Source organism: Algoriphagus mannitolivorans DSM 15301, assembly GCF_000429425.1.
GTDB lineage: Bacteria > Bacteroidota > Bacteroidia > Cytophagales > Cyclobacteriaceae > Algoriphagus > Algoriphagus mannitolivorans.
Genome location: NZ_AUBV01000005.1, coordinates 229,941 through 247,030, shown reverse-complemented (window position 1 = coordinate 247,030; position 17,090 = coordinate 229,941). Strand labels below are relative to the sequence as shown.

At 43.2% G+C, this 17,090-nt stretch carries 14 protein-coding genes; 10 read left to right on the top strand and 4 right to left on the bottom strand.

Features of this window, described 5'->3' with window-relative positions; translation table 11 throughout:
• Positions 1-16: 16 nt before the first annotated feature.
• From G458_RS0105880 to G458_RS0105865, 4 genes are read right to left on the bottom strand one after another with little or no spacing between them, the layout of a single operon-like run.
• Complete coding sequence (locus tag G458_RS0105880) at positions 17-1,336, bottom strand: ABC transporter permease (protein WP_026951081.1); 1,320 nt, start codon at positions 1,334-1,336, stop codon at positions 17-19.
• Complete coding sequence (locus G458_RS0105875; protein WP_026951080.1) at positions 1,333-1,965, bottom strand: ABC transporter ATP-binding protein; 633 nt, start codon at positions 1,963-1,965, stop codon at positions 1,333-1,335. The genes G458_RS0105880 and G458_RS0105875 overlap by 4 nt, the downstream gene beginning before the upstream one ends.
• A gap of 2 nt (positions 1,966-1,967) precedes the next feature.
• A complete protein-coding gene (locus G458_RS0105870; RefSeq protein WP_026951079.1) occupies positions 1,968-3,143 on the bottom strand; it encodes a hybrid sensor histidine kinase/response regulator in 1,176 nt (391 codons plus the stop codon).
• 47 nt (positions 3,144-3,190) lie between these two features.
• A complete protein-coding gene (locus tag G458_RS0105865) occupies positions 3,191-6,649 on the bottom strand; it encodes an ATP-binding protein (RefSeq protein ID WP_084438829.1) in 3,459 nt (1,152 codons plus the stop codon).
• Positions 6,650-6,765: 116 nt separating this feature from the next.
• Between G458_RS0105865 and sucD the strand changes: the two genes are divergently transcribed.
• The 10 genes from sucD to G458_RS0105805 all read left to right on the top strand — a co-directional run bounded on the left by sucD (position 6,766) and on the right by G458_RS0105805 (position 17,078).
• Positions 6,766-7,647, top strand: coding sequence for a succinate--CoA ligase subunit alpha (gene sucD / locus G458_RS0105855; RefSeq protein ID WP_026951076.1), 882 nt, complete (start codon positions 6,766-6,768; stop codon positions 7,645-7,647).
• A gap of 110 nt (positions 7,648-7,757) precedes the next feature.
• Complete coding sequence (locus G458_RS0105845) at positions 7,758-9,212, top strand: DUF294 nucleotidyltransferase-like domain-containing protein (RefSeq protein WP_026951075.1); 1,455 nt, start codon at positions 7,758-7,760, stop codon at positions 9,210-9,212.
• Between the two features lie 237 nt (positions 9,213-9,449).
• Positions 9,450-11,777: a PIG-L family deacetylase gene (locus G458_RS0105840; protein WP_026951074.1), complete on the top strand. Its 2,328-nt coding sequence runs from the start codon at positions 9,450-9,452 to the stop codon at positions 11,775-11,777.
• Between the two features lie 96 nt (positions 11,778-11,873).
• Positions 11,874-12,734: an ROK family protein gene (locus G458_RS0105835; protein WP_026951073.1), complete on the top strand. Its 861-nt coding sequence runs from the start codon at positions 11,874-11,876 to the stop codon at positions 12,732-12,734.
• A 119-nt stretch (positions 12,735-12,853) separates the two neighbouring features.
• Positions 12,854-13,411: a phosphoribosylglycinamide formyltransferase gene (gene purN, locus G458_RS0105830; protein WP_026951072.1), complete on the top strand. Its 558-nt coding sequence runs from the start codon at positions 12,854-12,856 to the stop codon at positions 13,409-13,411.
• Positions 13,412-13,468: 57 nt separating this feature from the next.
• On the top strand, positions 13,469-14,119 hold the full coding sequence (locus G458_RS21345) for a M23 family metallopeptidase (RefSeq protein ID WP_051287058.1): 651 nt from the start codon (positions 13,469-13,471) through the stop codon (positions 14,117-14,119).
• A 138-nt stretch (positions 14,120-14,257) separates the two neighbouring features.
• Positions 14,258-14,797: a dihydrofolate reductase family protein gene (locus G458_RS0105820; RefSeq protein ID WP_026951071.1), complete on the top strand. Its 540-nt coding sequence runs from the start codon at positions 14,258-14,260 to the stop codon at positions 14,795-14,797.
• A 139-nt stretch (positions 14,798-14,936) separates the two neighbouring features.
• Positions 14,937-16,463, top strand: coding sequence for a bifunctional phosphoribosylaminoimidazolecarboxamide formyltransferase/IMP cyclohydrolase (gene purH, locus G458_RS0105815; protein WP_026951070.1), 1,527 nt, complete (start codon positions 14,937-14,939; stop codon positions 16,461-16,463).
• A gap of 143 nt (positions 16,464-16,606) precedes the next feature.
• Positions 16,607-16,870 (top strand): type II toxin-antitoxin system HicA family toxin, encoded by a 264-nt coding sequence (locus G458_RS0105810; RefSeq protein ID WP_026951069.1) that lies wholly within the window; start codon positions 16,607-16,609, stop codon positions 16,868-16,870.
• Positions 16,860-17,078: a type II toxin-antitoxin system HicB family antitoxin gene (locus G458_RS0105805; protein WP_026951068.1), complete on the top strand. Its 219-nt coding sequence runs from the start codon at positions 16,860-16,862 to the stop codon at positions 17,076-17,078. The genes G458_RS0105810 and G458_RS0105805 overlap by 11 nt, the downstream gene beginning before the upstream one ends.
• Positions 17,079-17,090 lie beyond the last annotated feature (12 nt).

Sequence of the window (17,090 nt, the reverse complement as noted above, 5' to 3'; positions counted from 1 at the left end):
CTAATTAGACTGCGATTTAAGCTTTTGTCAACTGCTTTGCAATACTGGTCTGGTAAGCGGACCAAGCGGGGATAAGAGAGGCAAAAACTCCTACTACCAAAGCGTAAACGAGGATCCAGAGTTCTTGTTGGAGAAAAATCCAAGGCTGAATCGAGGCCACTATCATCTGATCCCCCTGACTCACCAACAAAGCCAAAAAGCTATGGCCCAACAGAATTCCCAAAACTGCCCCTAGAGAGGTCAATAAAATCCCTTCCAAAAACACCAACATAACCAGTTGAAATCTGGAAGCCCCTAAGGTTCGAAGGATCGCCAGGTCGTATTTTCTTTCTTTCAAGGAATTATACAGGGCAATGAAGATTCCTAAGCCGGCCACAATGATCAAAATTACCGCAATCCCCTGAAGCAGACTGATCCCAACTCCCAACATCTCGAAGAGGCGGGAAATCTCAAAAGACGGAGATGCTGCCTGCATATTGGTGCCTGAATTGATCATTCTCGGAAGCTGAATGGCTGCCATGGGGTTTCTAAACTGGACAAGCAAAGCCGTCACTTCCCGGGCTTGGTCTGATACCGGAAAGCCTTTTTTTGCGACTGAATGATGAAAACGCTCATGGGAATCCGACTCTGCCAATACTGGGGATGGTTCATCCAAATTGGCACTCCCCTCTTCCTCAGACCTTTCCTCAGCTTCTTCTGGATCATTTGAGTCAGCACTTTCCTCGTCATGAGTATACCAGACAGATTCTATGCTGGTCAATACCAGACGATCCAAGACATTCCCTTTGGGTTTCAGGATGCCACTAACAACAAAATTATGGGCATCATGATCATGGCTTCCTTGGCTGATTCCATGACTTCCAGCAAACTCATCGCCTATTTTGAGTCCCATAGCTCGAGCCACTTCCGATCCAAGGACTACCTCAAAAGGAAACTCCCAAGCCTTGCCCTCAGTAAATTCTGCCTGATAGAGCTCTAAGTAATCGTGATTGGTGCCAAGGATCCTATACCCCTGAAAATTATCTCCCATGGCAAGTGGAACCACATTTTTGACCAGACGATTTCTGGAAAGCCGCTGAGCTTCATCCATTTTGATATTTCCGGTTGGAAAATCAATATGGTAAACTGAAGAAAGAATTAACTGCAAAGGACTGCCTTTGGCCCCGACGACCAAGTCCACTCCTGCCGCGTCCTGACTCATCTTTTTCTCAAACTGATCCTGAACCAATAGCAAGACGGTAATGATGGCTAAGCCCAGAGCTAGCAAAAACACATTCAAGCCTGTAGATAAAGGCTGAAAGGTTAAATATTTCCAACTTATTTTAAACAGATTCATGAGGATGCAACTTCGATGAAATTGGAAATTTGATTTTTCACCCTTTGGTCATGAGTGACAATGATCAAGGCTGCTCCTATTTTTCGTGCTTGTGCTTGCAGGAGTTGAATCACCTTTTCTGCATGGGCATCATCCAAGCTAGAGGTAGGCTCATCGGCCAGGATAAGCTTGGGAGAATTTGCCAAAGCCCTGGCAATAGAAACCCGCTGGGCTTCACCTTCACTCAGAGTGAGCACCGAGGCTTTTGCCTTTTGCTTTATCCCGAGTTCTTCAAGGAGACCGTCGAGGTCCTGTCCTTTTTCCTTGGAAAAGAAATGGGCCAATTCCAGATTTTGGCGAACATTCAGGGCAGAGATCAAATGCGGCTTTTGGAAGACAATGCCAATATTTTTCCCCCTAAAGAGATCCAAAGCGTGGCCGGAAAGCTTGGAAATTGATACACCGTCGATTTGAATATCGCCTGAAAGAGGAGATAGCAACCCGGCAATCAGATTTAGAAGGGTGGATTTTCCGCTTCCGGACTTACCCAAAACCAATAAGGAATCATTGGCATTAAGTTGGATATTGGGGAATTGCAAAATCTTTTGACCCGGATGAGCAAACTTCAGGTCCTTGGATAGTAATAGCATGGTTATTTTACAGGGATTGTCACTCGGAAAGTAGTCCCTTTGTCTTGTTCACTTTCAAATTCAATGCTACCCTTTAAGACTTCAAGGCATTTTTTGACGATCGAAAGTCCAAGCCCGGATCCTTCTACAATTCCGACATTTTTTGCCCTGAAGAAACGATCGAAAAGCTGTCCTTGTTCGGATTTCGGTATTCCTATCCCTTTGTCTTTGACGATGGCTTCCAGCTGACCATTTTCTATTTTCATGTGGAAGTCCACATGCTTTCCTTCTTTGGAATACTTTACGGCATTGGAAAGCAGGTTTTCCAAAACCTGATAAACCAGTTCCGGATCTGAGGTAATGGTCTTAGGCATATCGCCAATTTCAGTCCTGATGGTGACTTCATTATCAATTCCAGCATTGACAGTATCGATGACGTCCTTGACAAATGCCCCGGTAAAAATCTTTTTGGGTTTGAATTCCAACTTATTCTCATCAGCCTTACCGAAGAAGAGTACGCTGGTCAGAAGGTTGTTCAGGGCACGGACCGAATTTTCGATTTTAAAGGCGTGCTTAGTGATCTTGGTTTTAAAAGGATGGTCCTTTTCGGCATAAATCTGCAATAGCTGCGCAGAGCTCAGGATGGAAGTCAGGGGAGTTTTGAATCCATGGGAGACATTGAGGACAATTCGTGATTTGAGTTCGTTGATCTCTCTTTCCTTTTCCAAGGCTTTGGTAAGTTCCTTATTGGCTTCGTAAAGTTCCGCCGTTCTCTGCTTGACTTTTTCCTCGAGTTCGTTGTTGAGTTTTTGGAGTTCTTTTTCCTTTCTGTCTTTAAAAATCGCCAACTCGATCACCATGTTGAGTTCACGGATATTGAACGGCTTGATGACATAAGCGCTTGGATTAGTACCAACCACCTTATTCAGTGTTTCAGCATCGGAGCTGGCACTGAGGTACACTACCGGAATATCGAATTTTTCATTGATGATTTCGGTGGTCTTTATCCCGTCGAGTTCGCCGGCTAGATTGATATCCATCATCACGATGTCAGCGCGGTTTTCATCGAGAATTTCCAGGGCTTTTTCTCCTGAATCGGCTATTCCAATGATCTGATGGGCATTTTTCTCCAGTGCTCGCTGAAGCAAAAGTGCGGAGACTGAGTCGTCCTCAACAATGAGGATTTTGAGTGTAAACATGAATTAAAAGAAGTGGTGGTCGACAATTGGGAGTTAAAATACGAAAATTAAGTCTTTGACAATGGAATTTCCACCCATACGCGGGTGCCCGAATTTTTATCACTCCAAATCCGGATTGTTCCTCCCAATAGATTTACCAGGTTTTTAGTAATATTCAACCCTAGTCCTGAGCCGTCGTAGAGCCTATCATTGCCCGTGCTTTCCTGTTCGAAAGCATCAAACATCTTGCGCTGAAACTCATGAGACATACCTATTCCGGTGTCCTCAAATTTTAAAATCAGGGATTCCCCAGCCTTTTCAACTTTAAGCCCAATTCTCCCAGAGTCAGTGTATTTTATGGAATTGCCGAGAATATTATTCAGGATAATTTCCAAGAATCTCCGGTCGATTCTAGCTTCAAATTCAGGACTTAGGAACTGAACTTCCATGCTGAGTCCCTTTCGTTCTGCCATTTTGAGATGGGCAAGAGTCACCTCCCGGATGAAGTTGTTGACCTTGGTGGAAATCGGGATTACTGGCATTTTATTGGCCTCGATTTTTGCCAAATCCAACAAAGAGTTGATCGTGGTAAGCAACCTTTCCCCGCTTTGAAGGATAATATCCATCAAGGATTGTAGCTCCTTGTCATTCTGTCTCACCATCATAATATGCTCTGCCCCTCCAATAATGCCATTGAGAGGAGTGCGAATTTCATGACTGATATTGGAGAGCAGGCTAGTTTTGAACCTATTGGCCTCTTCTGCCTTGTTTTTGGCTTCTTTCAGGTTTTTTTCTGCCAATTTCTGAAAAGTAATATCCTTGAAAACGCAAAGAACCAGTTCTTTCCCGGCAAAGTCTTTTTCCAAAAGAACGGAATAGACCTCCATCTCCAAAGTCCCGGATTTCCATGGAATCTGAATTTCAGTGGAATGGCTTTTTCCGAGTTCATCTTCTTCTGGGGAGGGCAAAAGCTTCAAAAACTTCTCCTCAGAAAATCCCGACTGGAAGAGATCCCAAATTGCCCGGTTTTCTAAAGTAGCCACTTCCTTCCCCATCAAGTGAGCAAAAGCAGGGTTTACGGTCAGGATTAACTGCCGATCGACTAGAAGCATCATGCCATCTTGGGTGCCTATCCAAACATTTTTAAACTGCTGCTCAGCCAGAATTTTATCCTTGCTTTTCCGATCTACCTCACTTCGCAAAAGACCCACGTTTTTCACTTGCCGATACACGATGTTGATCAATACCCCTATTCCTACTAGGAAAAGAACCGCCAAAATCAAAAAATAAGGTCTCAAATAGAAGGGGCGAAGGATTTCGAAGCTGGGCGACTGCAAAGTATCCGAGAACGTCTCCCCATCATAAGATGCTTTGATTTCAAAGGTATATTCCCCTGCCTCCAGATTGGGAAAAAACAATTCATTAGTCCGGGGCTGCTTGATCACCTGCCATTCCGTGGAATCTGATTGTGAAAGGCGGTAATGAATCCAAAGCTCCTTAGAGCCATCAAAGGCAGGGGCTGAAAATTCCACTCGTACCGAGTTTTTGGAATAGGGGAAAGTCTGGTCTTCCTTACCGGCAATCTCCTCCAATCCTACTTCCATTTTTTTGATGAAAATCTGAGGCTTCCCCTTGGCATAAAAACTGGATTGATTTGAATATATCGACAAACCTTTTTGGGTTCCGATCAGAATTTTGCCGGAAGCCGCCTGAATCATCGCCCCACGGTTGACTTCATCTCCCACTAGGCCATTGGATTCATTGAAATGGTGAAATTTCCCTTTCCCCAAAACATAAATCCCATTATCCGTTCCTACCCAAACACACCCAGTTGCGTCTTCATAAAACAACGTATACACAGGATTGGTGATGGTTTTTTGCAGGTAGAGGTAATGACCAACATACCCTTCCCGAAAAATCTTCAATCCATATTCAGTACCCAAAAGAATACTTCCGTCCGGCAATTCCAGATAATCATAGCCCTCACCCAGGATATATTTTGAAGTCTCTACGATAGGATATTGGTTTTCCAGCCGGCTTGCCCGCATCACCATAATCTTCCCATTCTTCAGTCTTCCCGCTTTGCGGAAAAAACTTTTGACCGGGCCAAGGCTCTCATTGATTTCGGGAGTCAGATTTTCCCCATAGTTTCCTCGTTTCAATGAGGAAATCGAGGTATGAAAAACTAGTTCTGGCGTGGTTATGAAAACGCTGTCATCATCGACCTGAACCGAAGAGACGTTGAAATCAGGCTTTGGGCTCAACAATCTCGCCTTCTGAGTTTTTAAATCAAAAACTCCCACGCCTCCCCAGTTGGAAGAAAAAAGAATTTCCCCTTTTCCGGTTTTTGAAAAATTAATAATCCTCTGATTGGGGTTTCCTACAGGATTTTCATCTTTCAGAATAGTCCTCAGCTCATTTTTGGAAAATAGCTGAAGGCCGTTGTTGAACCCTAACAGGTAATTTTCATTTCCTAAATCTGCAATAGCTGAGATTTCTTCTCCCAGGAATCGGGAGGATTCTATTCCATAATTCTGAAATATCTGACTGTTGTTATTGGCTAGGCCCCGACTTGCCCCAACCCAAAGGATCCCCTCCCGATCCACGAAGAGAGTCTGTAGCGTATTTGATTTAAAGAGGTTCTCCAAATTCAAAAGCTCTGACCTTGCATTGGCTGGATGATACTTTTTCAATTGGGAATTGAAATGATAAAAGACATTTTCTCCAGCGAAATCCATCGAATAATGATGGGATAATGAAGCATCCAAATTAGAAAACCCTTCGTCGATCATGACCTCGGGAGTTTCAAGATTAGGCCCTTTTGCCAGGTAATTTTTTCCCAAAAAATAATAGGTCCCACCCGGAGACTTTTTTACCAAGACTGGCGGGGAAGGAAGCGGAATCCCATTGAACTCAAAATTTTTCAAAAAACTATTATCAAATAGGAAAGCGCCTTTTTGAAAAATGAGCAGGAGTTTCCCATTTAAATTGATGACTGCTTGCAAGAATCCGGTCAGCTCAGGATCTCTTTTGATTTCGCGAATCTCCTTTTCGCCATTTCTCCAGGACAAAAGGTGATTCTCAGTGTCCATGAAAAAAACCTTATCCTGGGATTTCCCCACGGACAAAAACCGAATCCCCGGCGCAAACTTTTCCTTAAAGCCATTTGGAATTGGAACTTCCTTCCAGTTACCGGCTCCTCCATGGTACAAAACAGGAATTCCATTGGCATTAAAAAGCCAAATCACCCCATCCTCATCTTTGTGAAGGGAAATCCTGTAAATAAATTTTCTCACGATACTATCAGGAAGAGAGTAAGTTTGGATCCCATCAGAGTAAACTACTCCTCTAGAAGTGGAAAACCACATTTGCCCCAAGGTGTCCTGTTCGATTTCCAAAACATTCTGTACTGGAAGCCTGACGCCTTTTGGGGAGGTGTTGAATTTGAAGGATTGGGAAAAGGTGCTATTGCTTTTGAAGAAAAAGCAAAATGACAAAAGCAAAAACAAGGATATTCTCCTGATCATGAGGTTAAAATTAGAAAAAGATTCTGCAACCCAAATTCCTTTGAGAATGTTGGTCTTTTCTTTTGTCAGCGGGTGGTTTCTTTTATTTTTGTGCCAAACTTTAACAAGCGTATCTAATGAGTGTACTAGTCAATAAGAATTCTAAGGTAATCGTCCAGGGATTTACCGGATCGGAAGGTTCGTTTCACGCACAGCAAATGATCGAATATGGCACTAATGTCGTGGGAGGCGTGACTCCAGGCAAAGGTGGCTCTACTCATTTGGAGAGACCGGTGTTTAATTCTGTAGAGGAGGCCGTTCAGAAGACTGGTGCCGACACTTCCATTATTTTCGTACCGCCAGCTTTCGCTGCGGATGCAATCATGGAAGCTGCAGATGCCGGAATCAAAGTGATCATTGCCATCACGGAAGGTATTCCAGTGGCTGATATGATGAAAGCCAAGCCTTACATTAAGGAAAGAGGTTGTGTTTTGATCGGACCAAACTGCCCAGGTGTCATCACTCCAGGTGAAGCAAAAGTTGGAATTATGCCAGGTTTTGTCTTCAAATCAGGTAGAATCGGTATCGTCTCCAAGTCAGGTACTTTGACCTACGAAGCTGCTGACCAGGTAGCAAAAGCTGGTTTGGGTGTATCCACAGCAATCGGTATCGGTGGTGATCCTATCATCGGAACTTCCACCAAACAGGCTGTAGAAATGCTGATGAATGATCCGGAAACTGACGCCATCGTGATGATCGGTGAAATCGGCGGCAACTACGAAGCAGAAGCAGCAAAATGGATCCGTGATAACGGCAACAAAAAGCCAGTAGTTGGATTTATCGCTGGACAGACAGCACCTCCAGGCCGTAGAATGGGACATGCCGGTGCAATCATCGGAGGAGCAGATGATACTGCTGCAGCCAAAATGAGAATCATGAAAGAAAACGGAATCCATGTCGTAGAATCTCCTGCTGAAATCGGAGCTACTATGGCTCAAGCTCTTGGCATTAATGCTTAAGAACTGAATGGGGTCTATTCTCTAATTCATAGCCAACCGCCTCAAATTTATCATTTGAGGCGGTTTTGTTTTTTACAGGATTAACCAAATGGGTTTTGTAACTTCCTATCATGCAGCAGGCTCAAACTTTTATCTCGGATCAGTTTTATTCCAAAAGAATCAAAGACCTTACTGTCCGAACTATACGACTGACCGATCCAGAAACCCCCATCCAAACTTGTGCAGCACAAATGGCCCGGGAACAAGTGAGCTGTCTGTTTATCGGAAGGAACATTTCTCAAATCGAAGGATTTATCACCGACCTAACCTTGAGGGATAAAGTTCTGGCAACAGGTCTCAGCCCGAATACAGTCGTGTCAGAGATCTTGGAGAAAGACCTCGTGGTGATTTCCCCAGAATCAAGTCTGGTGGAAGCCCTCATTCTGATGTTTCAAACCAAAGCCCGCTATGTCTTGGTGAAAGAAGATGGAAAATATCTGGGCTGGATCAGCAGAACTAAAATCCTCACCGAACAAAGCCAAGGCCCTTTCATGTTTATTCAATCTGTGAAAGAAGCCCGGCATTTTTCTGAGCTCAAAGAGAAATGGGAATACATGCCAAACCTAATCCACCTGCTGATCAGCAGAGGAATGAAAGCCTCATTTGTAAATCAAATCATTACCACGGTCGCCGATACCATTACCCAGCGTGTGATTGAACGGGTAATCAAAGAATTGGGCACACCGCCAGCAAAGTTTGTCTTTATCGTATTTGGCAGCGAAGGAAGAGGAGAGCTAACGCTCAAAACCGATCAGGACAACGCCATCATTTATGAAGACAAAGCCAATGAGCACAGGGAGGAAGTCAGGGCTTATTTTTTGGATTTTGCGACCAAAGTATCCACCATGTTAGACCAGATCGGGATACTATTTTGCGAGGGAGAGCTGATGGCCATGAACCCGAAATGGACGCATTCGCTCTCCCATTGGAAGCGGAACTACGACTCTTGGGTCTCGGATGCTTCACAGGAAACCGCCATGAATTATTCTACTTTTTTTGACTGTCGGGCAATCTTCGGGGAATTCAATCTACTGGAGGAGCTTCAACGCCACATGGGCAGTCTAATTGAAAAAGCTTCGGAGCGTTTTTTTGTAAATCTTGGATACAATGCCCTTCAATATGAGCCTCCCCTTACTTTTTTCAAGAGAATCCGAACAGAGGAAATCGAGGGAGAGAAACAGTTGAACCTCAAGAAGACCATGAGGCCTATCGTGGATTTAGCCAGAGTCTATGCATTAAAGCATCATATTTTTGATACTGGCACCATCAAAAGGATACAAAGCATTGGAAACAAGGGGATTTTTTCACCCAAAGAAGTGCAGGAACTAACTCATGCCTTTGAGTATTTGATGAGTCTAAGATTGGAAAATCAGGCCATTTCCATTCTGAACAATCAAACTAAACCTAGGAATTTCCTCCTGATTAATTCCCTGACAAAGGTCCAACAAGTTACCCTGATTGAGATTTTTAAAGTTATTGAAGAATTCCAGGCTAGAATCAAGATATCATTTACCAGAAGTCTATAATTTCTGAGTTCAGAATTAACTTTTATAAATTTTTTAAAGAAGTTGTTTTTTATTAAATAAAGTTTTCTAAATTTGTTAGAAGTAATAACTTAGTATTATCTGACCTAAAATCAGAAGTTAGTACTGAAAAACAGATATAATCGAACGTTCCTTTCGCCAACCTTCGATAGATATCGAAAAAAAGTTGGTAACCCCATAAAACAATAAATCTTACACAATCTAATCTGCCAATTCAGTATGCTCAGTAAGTATCCTCTCTCCGATGTTGAAAAGGCTTTTTTAGCCGAGTCTGGAGTTGAAAAAATCTCGACCCTGATCCCTTATCTCACTGTTGACAATTTTCCAAAGATGGGCTTGCTGACTGCCTGCAGATTTTTGGAATGGGCAGCTGCCAATCCACAGGGTGTAATCTCATTACCCACAGGAAAAACCCCGGAGTTTTTCATCAAGTGGACTCAATATCTACTGGAAAACTGGGACAGTAAAAAAGGTAAAGAAATACGGGAGAAATATGGCCTTGGATCCACCAAGAAGCCTGTTTTGAAGGACCTTACGTTTGTGCAGATTGACGAATTCTATCCGATTTCTTCCAAGCAGCACAATAGCTTTTACGATTATGTAAACAAGTTTTACATCCAGGGCTTTGGGCTATCTAAAGAAAATGCCATCCTGATCAATTCTGATGAGATTCCATTGGCGGAAGGCAAGCATTTCAAGGAGATTTTTCCGGATCTGAAGGTGGATCTATCTCTCAGATTTAGGGATCCCATTAATGAGTTGGAAAAGCTTCAGCAAACTTCGATCTACATGATCGACCAATGGTGTGGAGAGTATGAACAAAAGATCAGGGACAAAGGCGGAATTGGATTTTTCTTGGGGGGAATCGGTCCGGATGGACATATTGCCTTCAACACCAGAGGATCACACCTCTACTCGGTTACCCGATTGACAGAGACCAACTTCGAAACTCAGGCCGTTGCGGCTGGAGATTTGGGCGGAATTGAAGTCTCTGCCAATAGATTGGTCATCACCATCGGCTTAGACACGATTGTATATAACAAAGACGCAGTAGGAATCATCATCGCAGCCGGTGAGGCCAAAGCTGGTATTGTGCGGGACTCTTTGGAGACAGAGATGAATAATGTCTATCCTGCCACTGTACTTCAAAAGTTGAAAAACGGCCGATTCTACCTTACCAAAGGTGCGGCAGTGAAGCTGACTGACTCCATGGATGCCTATTATGAAAAAGGCGAATGGACCTTTGAAAAAACCGAAAGAGCTGTCATTGAGCTTTGCAAAAAGCTCAACAAATATGGACACCGACTTAAGTTAAGCGATCTCAAAGCGGACAAATACACCAAACTCATTCCGGACCTTTCCGAAGACACTGTCAATCAGGTCATGAAGAATGTCGAAGCCAAGCTTGCGCGCGGTCTGGAGCAAGAAAGAAACCAAGTGGTGCTTCATACCGGTCCGCATCATGATGATATCTCACTGGGGATTCTTCCACACATCACCAATCAATTGAACGAACCGAGCAATGAAGCTCATTTCTCAGTCTTGACCTCCGGGTTTACAGCAGTAACCAACACCTTTGTGATCGACACCTTGCTTTACACCAAAAAGCTGTTGGACGAAAACAAAATCCAGATGGTGAATTACGATGACTTTTTTGAGATAGGATACAGCCTCAAAACAGACAAAGACGTCTACCACTACCTGACCAATGTAGCTTCAGAAAATGCCGATGCACGACGCAGAGGTCTTGCCCACCGAGTGGTAAGAGCTTTGGTGATCATATATGAAGTCAAAAACAAAACTCAGTTGCGTGAAACCATCAATGATGTCATCAGTATCCTGAGAAATTCATATGACGGAGAAAAAAACCCTTCCAAAATCCAAAAACTGAAAGGAATGATCCGTGAGTTTGAGGAAGAGTTGGTTTGGGCCCACTTCGGTGTACAGGTGAAAAATGTGCATCACCTGAGACTTGGATTCTATACCGGTGATATTTTCACCGAGCAACCTGATAAAACCCGGGATGTAGAGCCCATCGTGGAAATGTTTAGAAAAATCAAACCTACAAAAATCAGTTTGACCCTAGACCCTGAAGGATCCGGACCAGACACCCACTATAAAGTTTTACAAGCAACTGCTGAGGCGGTGAAAAAATGGGGGGAAGAACACGATACCAGTGAGCTTCGCATCATCGGATACAGAAATGTCTGGTTTAAATTTGAGCCACATGAAGCTAATGTCATCGTCCCTGTTTCATTGGGAGACATGTCTGTCATGGAAGATTCCTTCTCCAATTGCTACTTGAGCCAGGTGAATGCTTCCTTCCCGAGCTATGCGCACAATGGAAAATTCAGTACAGTAGCCAAGAGAACTTGGGTTGGTCAGCTAAATGACATCCAGTTATTATTGGGCAAAAATTATTTCTATTTACATGAGCGGGCTAAAGTGAGAGCCAGCCACGGATTAATTTTCTTCCGGGACATGAATGTGGATGAATTTTTGGCCACAGCCAGAGAGTTGGAAAAATCTATTGAAGGGATGCTCTAATTTTGACCCGAACAAAGGAACTCAAGAAAGCTGTCGGAATTTTCCGGCTGCTTTCTTCATTTAACCTATTCAAACATTTAACGATAACCCGAGCCTATGCAAAAGGCCATATTAGGATTAGATATTGGAGGCACCGGAATTAAAGGCGGGGTCTTGGTCAATGGGCATTTGGAAGACATAAGGTCCATCCCTACTCCAGCACAGGAGTCCAAGGAATTCATCCTCAAAACGATATCTGATTTTATCAAGACTTACGAGCACTATGACTTTGTAGGGATAGGGATAGGAATCCCCGGCCTGGTTGACACGCGGGAAGGGGTGGTTTTGGGACTTGCAAATATTCCTTCTTTCCAGCACGTAGAGTTGAAAAAATACCTTACCGAAATATTTCAAAAGCCGGTATTTATCAATAATGACGCGAATTGCTTTGCCATTGGAGTGCATAAATACGGTGTAGGCAGACCCTTCAAAAACCTGGTGGGGATCACTTTGGGGACAGGCACCGGAGGAGGAATTGTCATCAATGGACACTTGTATTCCGGGGTATTTTCTGCTGCGGGAGAGTGGTGTAGCGCTCCTTACTTAGATCATAATTTTGAGTACTACTGCAGCGGGAAGTTTTTCCAGAATTTTTACAACAACAAGCCAAAAGCTTTGGCTAAAAAAGCAATGGCAGGAGATCCAGAAGCCCAAAAGGCTTTTGAGGAATTTGGTCATCACCTAGGTGAGTTGCTGAAAATGATCCTTTACTCCCTTGCTCCAGAAGCTATCATCTTGGGAGGCTCAATCCGGAAATCTTTTCCTCTTTTCAAAAACTCCCTCTACAAAACCCTTCAGACTTTTGCCTATCCCAATGTCTTGGAAGATTTGAAAATTTTAATTTCAGAATTGGACGAAACAGCCATCCATGGTGCCGTAGCTCTGGTCGATGTAGAAGAAGACATGGTGACCATTTAGGACTTTAAGTTGGTTTTTTTAGTTAAAAAATGCGGCTCTCCAGGGGTCGCATTTTTTGTTCGATTTGTAAAGATTCCCAATCGAGCGGTTAATTTTGAATAAATAACTCATCCCATACTTTGAAACGACTTGCCATACTTGCCTCCGGATCAGGCTCCAACGCCGAAAAAATCATGGAATATTTTCAGAAATCTACCAAAGGGGAAGTAGCATTGATTGCCTCCAACAAGTCTGATGCGTATGTTTTGGAGCGGGCAAAAAAATTCGGAGTGCCTGCTTTTTCTTTTACCCGTAAAGAAATGGAAGCAGGCCATCTCCTGAAAAAACTCCAAGAAGAAGGAATAGACTGGGTGATATTGGCGGGGTTTTTACTCAAAATCCCTGAGGACTTGATTCAGGCATTTCCTGATCGTATGGTGAATATCCATCCGGCGCTTTTACCCAAATATGGAGGGAAGGGCATGTATGGAATGCATGTGCATGAGGCCGTGAAAGCCGCCGGAGAAAAAGAAACCGGCATTACCATCCACTTGGTCAATGAGCACTATGACGAGGGCAAAATCATTTTTCAGGCCGCCACAACCCTTGAAGCCCAAGATTCTCCGGAGGATATAGCTCGAAAGATCCATGAGCTGGAGCATCGGTATTTTCCGGAAGTCATCGATAGTTTGCTTTAAGCCATTTATGAATTGGGCTTTTCTCTTGGGAGAATTTGCAATAAATGCCTTTAGATTATGAATGCCAGAAGTCAGTCCAAAACAACCCAGAATCTTGCTTTTCGGCGATTGGTATGGCTAGTCGTGATGACGACCCTATCATTTCAATGCAAACCTCTAGATCCCCCTTGTGAATCTGGGAAAAATCTCTTTTGTGAGGATTACGAATGGACTGAGTCAGCCTACATTCTTCCCTATCCAAAAGGCTTAAGTTTTCGGGTCAATCAGGGTAACAACAACACCTGCGGCGGACACCAAGGAGCCTACCAATACGGATATGATTTCGATATGCCTATCGGATCAACCGTCATTGCATCCAGATCCGGAATTGTAAGTGAGGTGAGGAATGACAATCCTGATGGTGTCAATCTTTCATTTGGAAATGAGAATCTTGTAAAAATCCTTCATGAGGACGGAACAACGATGGGATATTCCCACCTAAAACAGCATAGTATTGTTGTAAAACCTGGACAATTGGTTCTCCAAGGAGACACTCTTGGCTTAAGTGGCAATTCCGGATATACCAATAATTTCCCCCATTTGCATTTTCACTTGTCCACCTGCGATGAGCCAGTACTTCCTGGTTGTAGTACCATATTGGTGAAATTCAAAAACACTAGACCTAATCCATGCGGACTTGTTCAAAATGAGGTGTACTTAGCGAGTTAAAGACAAAAATTGAGGAAAAACTCCTACTTCAAATAGACTTAGAAACAAAAAACAAAATCAAAGTCCTGAGAAAAACACTTCTCTACCAGCACAATTCTCAAGGTAAATGGAGACAAGCTTGTTTAGTATATTTCCCCCATGAAAAGTAACAAAGTATTTATCGCCACAAGCCTGGATGGATATATCGCTGATTCCAAAGGAGGAATCGATTGGCTGGAAACATTTCCGGAGATCAACCAAGTGGATACTGGCTACTACAGTTTCATGGCCGAAATCGACGCCTTGCTGATGGGAAGAGGTACTTTCGAAAAAGTATGTTCCTTTGACATCGATTGGCCCTATGAAAAGCCCGTTTTCGTCCTGAGCAACAGCCTGATAGGAATACCTGAAAAATTCCAGGGAAAAGTAGAATTGGTCAGTGGAAGTTTGAGTGAGGTTTTGGCTCAAATTCATCAAAAAGGATTCGGCAGATTATACATTGACGGAGGAAAAACCATTCAGAGTTTTTTGAAAGAAGACCTGATTGACGAAATGGTGATTACTGTAATCCCAGTCCTTTTGGGAGGCGGAATTCCTCTGTTTGGACCATTATCAAAACCCCTGGTTTTTGATTGTAAAAAAACCACCCTTTTTGTAAACAGAATTGCACAAAGTCATTTTATCAGGAAGAGAGGATAGGTTTGGTCGGTCTGATTTTTTCAAAAAAAGATCAAATAGACCTAGTCAATCTTCAGCTATTCTATCATTTGCCCCTTCCCCTTCCGCTCTTTTTTCCTACCTTTGCCCCTTCTTGATTTCTCACCTATCCATCTAAAAAATGGCCGTCAAAAAAATCCAATCAGCTCTTATTTCAGTCTTTTATAAGGACAACTTAGAACCAATCATCGCGCTTTTGAAGCAGCACGGAGTGAAAATCTACTCTACCGGTGGCACTCAGAAGTTTATCGAGGAACAAGGTGCTGAAGTGATTCCTGTGGAAGAACTGACCTCCTACCCTTCTATTTTTGGAGGTAGGGTAAAGACTCTCCACCCAAAAGTGTTCGGAGGTATTCTTTACAGAAGAGAAAATGAGGGAGATGTGGCTCAGGCAGTGGAATATGACATTCCCGCAATTGATCTGGTAATTGTAGACCTGTATCCCTTTGAAGAAACTGTCGCTTCTGGGGCCTCCGAAGCAGACATCATTGAAAAAATCGACATCGGAGGAATTTCATTGATCCGAGCAGCTGCCAAAAACTTCAAAGACGTCATCATCATTGCTTCCAAAAACCAGTATGGAGAATTGGAGGAAAAACTGAAAGCACAAAGCGGAGGAACAACCTTAGAGGACAGAAGGTACTTTGCCGCTCAGGCTTTCCAGGTGTCATCCAACTACGATACGCACATTTTTAATTATTTCAACCAAAGCGAAAACATCCCAGCTTTAAAAGTCTCCGAAAGCAAAGCCAAAGCACTTCGTTATGGAGAAAACCCGCACCAGGCTGCCCATTTCTATGGAAATCTGGACGATCTTTTTGATCAGCTGAACGGAAAAGAGCTTTCTTATAACAACCTAGTAGATGTGGACGCTGCAGTCAATCTGATTGCAGAATTCGAAGGCCAAACTGCCTTTGCCATCCTTAAACATACCAATGCTTGCGGTTGTGCAACTGCAAGTACAGTAAAAGAAGCTTATCAAAAGGCATTCGCGGCGGATACCCTTTCTGCCTTTGGAGGTGTCTTGGTCACCAACCAGTCCGTGGACAAAGCTGCCGCTGAGGAAATGAATTCTCTATTCTTCGAGGTATTGATTGCACCAGAATTTACGGAAGATGCTTTGGAAGTATTGAAAGGAAAGAAAAACAGAATTCTCCTTCGCCAGAAGATGGCTTTACTGGGTACCAAAATGATCAAAACTCTTTTGAACGGAGTGATCGAACAAGACAAAGATTTGGCTACAGAGAGCAAATCAGACTTTAAAGTAGCTACCAAAGTGGCTCCTAGCGAAAAAGAAATGGACGCATTGGTGTTTGCTGCTAAAGTCTGCAAGCATACCAAATCCAACACGATCGTATTAAGCAATGACAATCAGCTTTTTGCTTCCGGAGTAGGACAGACATCCAGAGTAGATGCGCTGAAGCAGGCCATTATCAAAGCCAAGGAATTCGGCTTTGATTTGAAAGGAGCTGTAATGGCATCAGACGCCTTCTTCCCATTCCCGGATTGCGTGGAGATCGCGCACGAAGCTGGAATCACTGCAGTTGTTCAGCCCGGAGGATCTATCAAAGATCAGGACAGCATTGACTTCTGTGACGCCCACGGTATGAGCATGGTCATGACAGGAGTGAGACATTTCAAGCATTGATTAGTAGTATCAAGTAGCTGGATTTTAGTATCAAGACCTCTGGTTCTATGGGATCGGAGGTCTTTCTTTTTTTCAAAACCAGTTGATTAAATCCGGATTAAGTTAAAAATTCAGGTTCTTTTTAAGTGACTCAAAGCAGGAATATGGGGAAGTACCAAAAACTTTTGATAAAAATTCTTTCCGGAAGTTCGGATGCCAATGTAGATTTTGAACAGTTCAGGAGATTATTGATCCTTTTTGGTTTTTCGGAAAGGATCAAAGGAAGCCATCATATTTTCACCAAAGAAGACGTGGAGGAAATTCTAAACATTCAAGAAAACCAGGCCAAAGCCAAACCCTATCAGGTGAAACAAGTAAGAAACCTTATATTGAAGTATCAATTAAAATTAGAAGAAAATGACAGTTGACTATAAATTCGAAATCATCATTTATTGGAGTGAAGCAGACCAGGCATTCATTGCTGAGGTCCCAGAATTAGCTGGTTGTGCGGCTGATGGAAAATCCTATGCTGAGGCGCTAAAAAATGCGGAAACAGTCATCTCCGAATGGATCGAAACGGCTAAAGAATTGGGAAGAACTATCCCAAAACCAAAAGGTAAATTGATGTTTGCGTAACTAGCACAATTA